The sequence below is a fragment of the Spirulina subsalsa CS-330 genome (assembly GCF_028330765.1).
GTDB classification, from domain to species: domain Bacteria; phylum Cyanobacteriota; class Cyanobacteriia; order Cyanobacteriales; family Spirulinaceae; genus Spirulina; species Spirulina subsalsa_A.
This window is the reverse complement of the sequence record NZ_JAQMTY010000243.1, coordinates 1-10,385: the sequence shown is the minus strand read 5'-3', so window position 1 is coordinate 10,385 and position 10,385 is coordinate 1. Positions and strand designations below refer to the sequence as shown.

10 protein-coding genes are annotated in these 10,385 nt (G+C 50.7%); 3 read left to right on the top strand and 7 right to left on the bottom strand.

Going from position 1 to position 10,385, the window contains the following annotated elements:
* Positions 1 to 495 precede the first annotated feature (495 nt).
* Positions 496 to 1,797, bottom strand: coding sequence for an SGNH/GDSL hydrolase family protein (locus PN477_RS16930; protein ID WP_272147484.1), 1,302 nt, complete (start codon positions 1,795 to 1,797; stop codon positions 496 to 498).
* 313 nt (positions 1,798 to 2,110) lie between these two features.
* Here PN477_RS16930 and PN477_RS16925 point away from each other — a divergent pair, with 313 nt between their 5' ends.
* On the top strand, positions 2,111 to 2,602 hold the full coding sequence (locus tag PN477_RS16925) for a low molecular weight protein-tyrosine-phosphatase (protein ID WP_272117503.1): 492 nt from the start codon (positions 2,111 to 2,113) through the stop codon (positions 2,600 to 2,602).
* Here the strand turns inward: PN477_RS16925 and PN477_RS16920 are convergent.
* From PN477_RS16920 to PN477_RS16905, 4 genes are all read right to left on the bottom strand, one after another.
* Entirely contained in the window at positions 2,599 to 3,276 is a 678-nt protein-coding gene (locus tag PN477_RS16920; RefSeq protein ID WP_272117502.1) for a response regulator transcription factor, read from the bottom strand. The genes PN477_RS16925 and PN477_RS16920 overlap by 4 nt on opposite strands.
* Before the next feature lie 26 nt (positions 3,277 to 3,302).
* A complete protein-coding gene (locus PN477_RS16915) occupies positions 3,303 to 4,892 on the bottom strand; it encodes a glucose-6-phosphate isomerase (protein WP_272117500.1) in 1,590 nt (529 codons plus the stop codon).
* A gap of 119 nt (positions 4,893 to 5,011) precedes the next feature.
* A complete protein-coding gene (locus tag PN477_RS16910; protein WP_072620451.1) occupies positions 5,012 to 5,203 on the bottom strand; it encodes a hypothetical protein in 192 nt (63 codons plus the stop codon).
* A gap of 104 nt (positions 5,204 to 5,307) precedes the next feature.
* Positions 5,308 to 5,436, bottom strand: a complete 129-nt coding sequence (locus tag PN477_RS16905) for a hypothetical protein (RefSeq protein ID WP_272147482.1) — start codon at positions 5,434 to 5,436, stop codon at positions 5,308 to 5,310.
* A gap of 321 nt (positions 5,437 to 5,757) precedes the next feature.
* On the opposite strand from PN477_RS16905, the gene bchL reads away from it, so the two are divergent.
* Entirely contained in the window at positions 5,758 to 6,627 is an 870-nt protein-coding gene (gene bchL, locus PN477_RS16900) for a ferredoxin:protochlorophyllide reductase (ATP-dependent) iron-sulfur ATP-binding protein (protein ID WP_072623045.1), read from the top strand.
* 139 nt (positions 6,628 to 6,766) lie between these two features.
* Entirely contained in the window at positions 6,767 to 8,167 is a 1,401-nt protein-coding gene (locus PN477_RS16895; protein ID WP_272117496.1) for a ferredoxin:protochlorophyllide reductase (ATP-dependent) subunit N, read from the top strand.
* Positions 8,168 to 8,332: 165 nt separating this feature from the next.
* On the opposite strand, the gene PN477_RS16890 is transcribed toward PN477_RS16895, so the two are convergent.
* Both PN477_RS16890 and PN477_RS16885 read right to left on the bottom strand, forming a co-directional pair.
* Positions 8,333 to 8,479, bottom strand: coding sequence for a hypothetical protein (locus PN477_RS16890; protein ID WP_272117494.1), 147 nt, complete (start codon positions 8,477 to 8,479; stop codon positions 8,333 to 8,335).
* Positions 8,480 to 8,869: 390 nt separating this feature from the next.
* Complete coding sequence (locus tag PN477_RS16885; protein WP_272117492.1) at positions 8,870 to 10,102, bottom strand: DarT ssDNA thymidine ADP-ribosyltransferase family protein; 1,233 nt, start codon at positions 10,100 to 10,102, stop codon at positions 8,870 to 8,872.
* Positions 10,103 to 10,385 lie beyond the last annotated feature (283 nt).

Below are 10,385 nucleotides of genomic sequence, written 5' to 3'. Positions count from 1 at the left end.
GCATCCCAGTTATGCAATCCCTCACCCAACCCTCTCCCTCAGGAGAGGGCTTTTGGCTCCTTTCTCCTGCGGGAGAAGGGCTGGGGATGAGGGTGCTCCCTGGCGAGCCATGGGAATCTGCAAAAGTGGGATGCACCCGCTAGAAGCTCGCACTACAGAGGATTGATTCCATGCAGGGTATGAGTGAGCCAGAGGCTCACTCATACCCCCATCCAGATTCGTAACTTGGGTTATGGATAAGGAGTAGCTAGGCATAGAGAGTGCAATGCTGGAGTCGCGAAAAGATAGCCCACATCAACTTAATCATCTGGCTGTGCTGTGGGTTCCAAAGCAAAACTCCCTGCCGAGGCGAGGGAGAGGAAGAAACTTTCAGGGTGTATCTGTAACAGGTCTACGCACTGCTGGGGGGCGATTCCGGATTAAACGGGGGTTGATGTTTAATCCGGTGGGGTGGGAGGGGGTGCGATCGCTCAGACCGCAAGGAGACATAACAGATCAGGGTTGACGGGCCGGTTCAGTCGGTTTTTGTTGTAGGTTCGGGAGTCCTGTGATCGCATTGTAGAGCCGCTCTGCGAGGGTTTGGTGTGCCACTGCTGTCAAATGAACCGTATCTTGAAACGCGCCGAGATTTGCCATCGAATCAAAGAGATCGTAGTAATTGAAGACGCGAATATTATTGGGATAGGCAGATTCTAGGGACTTGTTCGCCTCATCTAGCTGTTGATAGGCGGCGGCAATGGTGGCTTGGTAGGTTGCATCTAAATTTTCGGTGATGCGGGTCGTTTCGACGTTCCCACTGCGTTTTTCGGGGGAAATGCCCGTAATTTCCGGTTGCAAGGCCACGATTAATGGCACTCGTGCCCCGGCAGAGAGTTGCACCATCTGCTTGATGTGGCTGCGGTAGCGTTCGACCCGTTGGCTCAATTCCTCGGTGTCATCGGGGCTGGGCAAATAGTCCGTTAACGAATCCTCGCCTTGACGCACGGGTAAACTACTCTCGGCGAGGTCGGGATTGGAGTTAAAGAAATAGTATTGCAGCACCCTGGCGAAGGTGGTGTTTTGAATGAAGCCGCGCACGGGTTGGGTGACAAAAAGACCAAAATGGCGCACGGGTTGCGTGAGAAGCTGATTGCGCACGGGGATGCCAACGCTGTCTTCGTTAGAGGCAAGCATCAGGTCGTCGTATCCGTTCAAGACGACGATCACATCGGGTTGATAGGGAAGGATTTTGAGGGCGAGTTGGGCGAGTTGATTGCCGGAGGCGTAGCCGGGGACGGCGGCGTTGATGATGCGATAGTTGCCAGACCGAATCCGGGGGGGGAGTTTGGCGACAGCTTGGCGTTGTTCGGCGGTGAAGGGTAAGGTGGCGGGTTGATATTTTTCGGGCGATCGCTGTTGCTGCTCCAGGCGTTCTTTGAAGCGTGTTTCTAATTTTTCACTCACTAGGGTGGTGGGGTCGCTGAGACCCTGACCAAAGGCAGTGGAACCGCCCAAGAGAAAGATCCGAATTTCACCCTGTGGTTTTTCCAGGGGTACGGGTTCGTTGTCGCGAAAGCCTTGGGGGTTAATCGTCCAAATCTCGGTGCTTTGGTCGGGGACGAGTTCATAACCGACGGCAATACTAGATTTGGCTTTGAGTTGGCCCGCCTGGGGCATTCCGGTGAGAGACTCTCCCTCTTTGGAAATGAAGTTGAGGCGGTCAATGTTGCTGTTGGCGCTGGGGCCGATGTCGTTGATGCGATCGCGATTGCCCATCATCAAAACGAGGGCTTTCGCACCCAGTTCCAAGCCAACCAAGGCGACTATGAGCCAAAGCACCGTGGGCCAAAACTTAAACTTATTTTTTTTTCTGCGCAGAGTGTAAGGATTACGGTAGGTTCGGAACATAGGGAGAACTTGCCTCAACAGCACTAGGAATCTCGCAGAATACGTTAGCACAAAAGCACGTCTAGACCTATGATAGGGGTCGAGTGATGAAGATACAGCTTGTTCAGAAATCATCATGTCCAGATTTCAGAAGCCCCTCGCCCTGTGGGAGAGGGGTTTGGGGTGAGAGTAATGAGTGAAGACGCTTTGACACCGCATTGTGGTTATCGATCGAGATGAAGTCATGACAAAACCCTATCGATTGCTATTTGTTTGTTTAGGTAATATCTGCCGTTCCCCGTCGGCGGAGAATATCATGCAGCATTTGATTGCTGAAGCGGGCTTATCCGATCGCATTTTTTGTGATTCGGCGGGAACGTCGAGTTATCATGTGGGGTCATCCCCCGATCGCCGGATGCGAGCCGCCGCCTCCCAACGCGGGATTACGCTCCAAGGCTCCGCTCGCCAGTTCACCCCAGCAGATTTTGAAGCGTTCGATCTGATCTTGGCGATGGACGAAGACAATTACCGCAACATTCTGGCGATGGATCGCCACGATCGCTACGGGGATAAGGTGCGTTTAATGTGTGACTATGCGGAGCATCATCGCGATCGCGAAGTGCCCGACCCCTACTATGGCGGCCCCGATGGGTTTAACTACGTGATCGACCTCTTGATGGATGCCTGTCAGGGGTTACTCACTCAGATTCAACAGTCCGCCGAATTTACCGCCTAGGAAATGAGGTGATGTTCCACGGCAAAGCGGGAGAGGTTCGCCCGGTTGTTGGTTTCGGTTTTACGGAGCAGATTGCTGACGTATTTTTCAATGGTGCGGGGGCTGAGGTGGAGGCGGATACCAATATCACTATTGGAGAGGCCATGGGCGAGGAGTTCGAGGACTTGCTGTTCTCGTTCTGTGAGGTCATCGAGGTTAAAACGGGCCATGGTGTTGGATTCTGATTTGCTCGCCGGGGCAGTACGGGGAGAGGGGGTGGCTTCCTCCTCTGACCGGGCGAAGCGCACTTCGTTTTGGATGATTTGCGATCGCTCCAATAAATTTCGCACCACCGCCAAAAGCTCATCCATTTCAAAGGGCTTCGGTAAATAGGCATCACAGCCCACCCGATACCCCTGAATCCGATCTTGGGTTTCGTTGCACTCCGTCAAAAAAATCACCGGAATCAGACGATATTCGGGGCGTTGACGGACTTTTTTGATGAACTCATAGCCATTGAGTCGCGGCATTTTAATATCTGCCACGATCAGATGAGGGTGGTAGGTGTCCACATTCTCTAGGGCCTCTTGACCATCGGAGGCCGGCACGGCGCTGTAGCCCCCAAATTCTAGAGAATCACAAATGGCTTGGCGAATTCCCGGATTATCATCAGCGACAAGGATGAACAGTGGCATGGAATCACCTCAGATGAGCTTAGAGTTTACGCTGACCACGCCACTTTTAACGTTTGCGGTTCACCAAAACTGCCGATAATTGACAAGCCTCGATGATTCGCCGCTAAATGGCGCAGAATCTTATAGATTGTCTCGATTTGATCGGGTTGATCGATCGCGGCGGCCAGGTCTGCGATCGCCAGTGGTTCTGATGCCCCTTGGAGTGCCTGCACCAGTTGGGTTTGCAAGCTTAACACCGATGCCGCTGCTTTTTTGCCGGCTTCCACCCCTGGCTGATGGTAGGCATTCACATTCACCAAACTGGCATACAATCCCACGGCTCGCTCATACAGCGCAATCAACGCGCCCACGGTGGTTTCGGTAACGGTGGTAATCGTGAGGGTAATGGAATCTCGCTGATTGTCATAGAGGGCTTGGCGGGTTCCCTGTAACAAGCCGGAAAGGTAGTCCCCGCTGGTGATGCCCGGTTCGACTTCGATCCCGTTGGGGTTGCCATCCTCTAGCACTTCAATGAAGGTGGCAAAGAAGTTCGGAACCCCTTCGCGGAGTTGCTGCACATAGGCATGCTGATCGGTTGAGCCTTTATTCCCGTAGACGGCAATGCCTTGATAGACGGTCTTGCCGTCGAGATCCTGCTCTTTGCCGAGGGATTCCATCACCAACTGTTGTAGGTAGCGGCTAAAGAGGGCAAGGCTGTCTTTGTAGGGCAAAATCACCATGTCTTTGGAGCCTTTGCCATTGCCGGCGAAATACCAAGCGAGGGCGAGGAGGGCGGCGGGGTTGTGGTAGAGGTCGGGGGTGCGGGTGGCATCGTCCATGGTTTTTGCCCCGGCCAGCATGGCGTGAATGTCGATGCCTTGGAGGGCGGCGGCAACGAGGCCGACGGCGGACATTTCGGAGGTGCGTCCTCCTACCCAGTCGTGCATTGGAAAGGTGGTGAGCCAGTGGTTTTGCTGGGCGATCGCTGCTAATTTCGATCCGATCCCCGTGATCGCGACGGCGTAATCTGGGAAGTTGAGGCCCTGGGCGGTGTAAACGGCTTCGATTTCCACCATGCCGTTCCGGGTTTCCGGTGTGCCGCCGGATTTGGAGATGACGAGGACGAGGGTACTGGCGAGGCGATCGCCGATTTCCGCCACGGTGCGAGCAATCCCCGCCGGATCGGTGTTGTCGATGAAGTGAAGGGTTAAGGGCGCATCAACGGGGGCCAGGGCTTGGGATACAAATTGCGGCCCCAGGGCCGATCCGCCGATGCCAATGGAGAGAATATCGGTGAAGCGGGGCGCGTTGGGGGGTTTAATCGTGCCGCTGTGGATTTTGGTTGTAAAGGCATCGATCGCGTCGAGGGTGTCGGTAATCGCGGCCTTGAGTTCCGGCGTGGGTGCAAGGTCAGGATTGCGCAGCCAGTAATGGCCCACCATCCGGTCTTCGTCGGGATTGGCGATCGCCCCTGCTTCTAATGCCTCCATCGCCTCAAACGCCTGCTCAAATTTCGGGAGCATTGCCTTGAGAAAAAACTCATCAAAGCGCATCCGACTGATATCGAGATACAAGCCGAGGTCGGCGTGAACATACAACCAATCTTGATAACGTTGCCACAGCACGGCCGAATCCATAATTACCTTACTCTTTCGCGTCCTTTCACAAGTTTAAGCTAATGCAGGCGATCCCCACGCATCAACCGCATGAATCTGATTGAACCGGAGCATCGCGGCGGATTTCTAGGGGCGATGCGTCAAAACCGTCGGGTCTTCTCAATGCCATAAAACACGCCCGTGCCAATCGAGAGCAACAGCAAAATCCAGAGAATCCCCCCCGGCAAAAACGAGAACAGGCTCAGACCCCGCAGTAAATAGGTGACGACGGTGATGCCCAGCACTGTAAAGAAGAGGGTGGATGCGATCGCCTCTGATTGGGGGGTTGCCATGGGTGAAAATGCCTCTAACGAAATCCCTGTTTTGACTGTACCCTACGGTCTTAAACGTGAGCAGCCTGACTGTAACGAGAATTCGGCGAAAAATTAACCAATATTTACCGAAGCGGCGATCGCGTCTCTTTTTCGTCCCGTTTTTGAAGTGATGCGATCGCCATCCAATTTTGAGGCAAAATCCGACAGCCCTGATTCAGTGCGGGATTGAGAGCGATCGCCCCCCACCGCATCGAGGAATGGGAGTGAGTAATTTTACTTTAAACAACAATCCGGTAGATTTAAGATTTGGGCATTTTGCTATTGTCTTGATTTATCTAAATCAAGACTACAAATTCTTGAAAACTCAAAGAAATCAATTTCTCAGTTATAAAAATCCCAAAAAACGACCTAGAGCCAGATTCAAGCCCAAACACTCCGAATCTCACCCATTCCTAAAATTCCCCCCCCTTTAAACTCTCCATCGCTTCGTCAATAATGCGAAACAGCAGCGGAAATGCGATCGGCAATTGCCCCCCATTCCCGCCCATCACCCCACCCCAGAGGAGAAACCCATGAGACTATCGGTATACGGCAAAGGCGGCATCGGCAAATCCACCACCAGTTGCAACATCTCCGTCGCCCTCGCCAAACGCGGCAAAAAAGTCTTACAAATCGGCTGTGACCCCAAACACGACAGCACCTTCACCCTCACCGGGTTTCTCATCCCCACGATCATCGACACCCTCCAAGAAAAAGACTTTCACTACGAAGACATCTGGCCCGAAGATGTGATCTACAAAGGCTACGGCGGCGTAGACTGCGTTGAAGCCGGTGGCCCCCCCGCTGGGGCAGGCTGCGGCGGCTATGTGGTCGGCGAAACCGTCAAACTCCTTAAAGAACTCAACGCCTTTGATGAATACGATGTCATCCTCTTTGATGTGTTGGGTGACGTGGTCTGCGGTGGTTTTGCGGCTCCGTTGAACTATTCCGACTACTGCATGATCGTCACCGATAACGGCTTTGATGCCCTTTTCGCCGCCAACCGGATCGCCGCCTCCGTCCGGGAAAAAGCCCGCACCCATCCCCTCCGCCTCGCCGGGCTGATTGGTAACCGCACCTCGAAGCGCGATCTGATTGAAAAATACATCGAAGCCGTGCCGATGCCCGTCCTCGAAGTGTTGCCCCTGATTGAAGACATCCGCGTGTCCCGCGTCAAGGGTAAAACCCTCTTTGAAATGGCCGAGCGCGATCCGTCCCTGAACTATGTCTGCGATTACTACCTCAGCATCGCGGATCAAATTCTCGCCAATCCCGAAGGCGTTGTCCCCAACGATGCCCAAGATCGCGACCTCTTCTCGCTCCTGTCGGACTATTACCTCAACCCGCCCGCCGATGCCCCGAAACAGTCGGCGGATTCGGAACTGGATTTGATGATGGTTTAAATGCCCTCACCCCTAGCCCCTCTCCCAGCGGGAGAGGGGAAAAGAGGGGGAAGAGGCTGCACTGACAGAATTTTTAAACGCCTCGATTCACATTATTTAATTCGCACTAAATTCACACTATTTGAAGGAGTTAACCCCCATGACCGTTGCTCAAGACCAACCCAACGCCCTGAATTTTGAATGCGAAACGGGAAATTACCACACGTTTTGCCCGATTAGCTGTGTGTCCTGGCTCTATCAAAAAATTGAGGATAGTTTTTTCTTGGTGATTGGGACGAAAACCTGTGGGTATTTTTTGCAAAATGCGATGGGGGTGATGATTTTCGCCGAGCCGCGCTATGCGATGGCGGAATTGGAAGAGGCGGATATTTCGGCGCAGTTGAATGATTATGAAGAATTGAAGCGGTTATGTGAGCAGATTAAGCGCGATCGCAACCCCAGCGTCATCGTCTGGATCGGCACTTGCACCACCGAAATCATCAAAATGGACATGGAAGGCATCGCCCCCAAACTCGAAGCCGAGATCGGGATTCCCATCGTCGTCGCCCGCGCCAATGGCCTAGACTACGCCTTCACCCAAGGGGAAGACACCGTTCTTGCCGCCATGGCCCAACGTTGCCCCACCGCTGCCGAAGTGAAAACCGAAGACAAAGAAGAACGCAACGCGATCAAAAAACTCCTCAACTTTGGCCGCCAAAAAGACGAGGTCAGCCAAACGGATTCGGAATACGCCGATCATCCCCCCCTTGTCCTCTTCGGTTCCCTACCTGACCCTGTGGTCACCAACCTCACCCTCGAACTGAAAAAACAAGGTGTCCAAGTCTCCGGCTGGCTCCCCGCCAAACGCTACACCGAACTGCCAGTGATCGAAGAAGGTTACTACACCTGCGGCGTTAACCCCTTCCTCTCCCGCACCGCCACCACCCTGATGCGCCGCCGCAAAACGAAACTAATCGGCGCACCCTTCCCCATCGGCCCCGACGGCACTCGCGCCTGGATCGAAAAAATTTGCTCCGTCTTCAACATCGAACCCCAAGGCCTCGAAGAGCGGGAAGCGAAAATCTGGGCCAGCCTTGAAGACTATCTGGAACTCGTGCGCGGCAAATCTGTCTTTTTCATGGGCGATAATCTTTTAGAAGTTTCCCTCGCACGCTTCCTCATTCGTTGCGGCATGACCTGCCCGGAAATCGGCATTCCCTACATGGACAAACGCTATCAAAAAGCGGAACTGGATTTCTTGGTGCAAACCTGTTCTGAGATGGGCGTACCAATGCCCCGGATTGTGGAAAAACCCGATAATTACAACCAATTGCAGCGGATCAACGACCTACAACCGGACTTGGTGATCACAGGTATGGCCCACGCCAACCCCCTCGAAGCGCGTGGCATCAACACGAAATGGTCGGTGGAGTTCACCTTTGCCCAAATCCACGGCTTCACCAACGCCCGCGACATCCTTGAATTGGCGACCCGTCCCCTGCGTCGTAACAACAATCTCAAGGATCTGGGCTGGAATAAGTTGGTGAAAGAAACAGTCTAGATGAACCGTTTAGCGGACATGCCGTAGGTTATTCAATCCATGGCTCAATCAACGGTGTGTCAGCCGTTAAGCTGCTCTTTCACCCCATGAATTCATCAATCTGACGCACCCTACAGTTGAACTGTAGGGTGCGTCAGATCGGATCAATCGCAGTCTCTAGCGTTATTAGGATTTAATCCAGCGGCAGTAGAGTTTGCCGTTTTCGTCTTTTTCCCAGTGGGCGATGAGTTGAGGCTTGGCTGGCTTTAACGCGGGATTCCAGCGGGTGGAGTATTGAATGAGGGTTAGGGTTTGGGCAGTGGTGGAAATCATTGCAACCTCCTAGGCTGTGCTAAATCACGGAATCACTTAATTGCTTTGTTAATGGCTTATTAACCGACATTCCGCAGATTGACAAATAAATCAAAGCATGCATTCATTTTTTGCTTCCTGAAAGTCTTGGAAAATGGCAGGTTTGGACTTTGGAGGTTGCCGCTCAAATTATTACGGAACATTAAGCCACTCGTTGAGTTCTCAAAATTGGCAAATCCCAGAAGTCTCTTCCCACAAGGCTTACGGCGATTACATTTGGCAATGCACAGTAAAAACAAAATGTCAACCTGCGGAATGTCGGTAACAACAGAATAGGGCTTTGAGATACTTAGGTCAGGCAACCAAATTACGATGCATTTTGTAATAAAGTTCAGAATTTTCTCAAGAGCGTTACTTTACATCGGGCAACAAAAACTCTGGCGTTACCCAAGCTTCAGGAATTTCGCTTTCACTTGGTAGATAAACAGCACAATTGATGTCCATCTGAACCAAAAATCTACACATTAATGGCCCAACAGTCTCCCATGACAATCCCCCCAATCCACAACCTAATGCAGGCATCGCCAAGGATTGAATCTCTTGGTCTTTATAGTTATCCACAAGCCACTGCATGCCTTGTTCAATATCCGTAAGAGATGATTGATTGCGCCAGTGGTTTTTAGTCGGAAAGAGAAGAAACCAAGTCGAAAGATCTGAACAATTACGAGCATCACTTAAATCTTTGTCTCTCAAATCATCAAATGCAGATATTTCTCTCTTGTATACATAAGGCTTTCCCATTTTAATCACCTTAGATTTACAGAGGTCTTGGTATGCAACATAAACATCTGGGAATCTGTACTTAGCTGTTGAAGCTAACCCTTTACCCATAACCCCAACACAATTAACACTCACTGTTAAAGTTTGCAACTGTGAAAAAAACATATCACCTTGAACAATAGATATATTCTTAATCCTCCTTCTGGAGTTAGGCTTAAAAAATATTTTTGGGTCACTTGAAATTATAATTTTATCCATCGCAACTCCAAGCTTAGTCTGATCTTTTAAGCGATTTTTGACTTTTTCTAGAACTTTTGGAGTGGACACATAGATACCTTGAATATAGTCCGGGGTAATCCTATCTGGCACTAAACATTCTGCCATCAGTTTTCGCTTAGAACCATCATGATCATTCCACCATTCTTGATCAACCTGCTCTTTTAATTTCTGAAAATACTGCCTAGCTTCTCGAACAGGGAGTATGCGAGTCTCTTGGTGCGCAGCATTTCCATTAGAAATAAATATATCATTTCGATCTAAAATACTTTTTTTCAGGAAAAGGATAACCAAATCCGAGTGTTTAAAATGAGATCGGATCAAAGAGTAAAGCATAGCATTTCTGGGTTGAAAGTATAAGTTTGCGAAATTCCATAAACTTCTTCCCTCTATCTCTTTGGTCTTTCTTCTATCAATGACAGAACTGTTATAGATAATACTTGGCTTGATGCCTTGGGCTTCTACTGCGGCGTGAGATAAGATTCCATACTGTAAAATTGAAATAAGATTATCAACATGGGTAATGTAATATAGCCCATCAATTTCTCTCTTTACCATATCTTTTACTCTAGGTTTTAAGTGAAACATTGTTAGATTCCATAAACCACGCCAAGGTACACTACCACACCATCCCAGATCGCAACGATATGGGTAATGTAGTATAGTCCATCAATTTCTCTCTTTACCATATCTTTTACTCTAGGTTTTAAGTGCAGTATTGTCAGATTCTTTGACATACTCCCCCACTAAACCCTACGGGCTATAGTGGGGGATTCTGAACAGCCAGTTACCTGACCATTTATCCACTCAAACAACGAGAGTTGCAGAGGGTTGCTAGGCTCAACGACTAACGTCATTGATTTATCCTGAT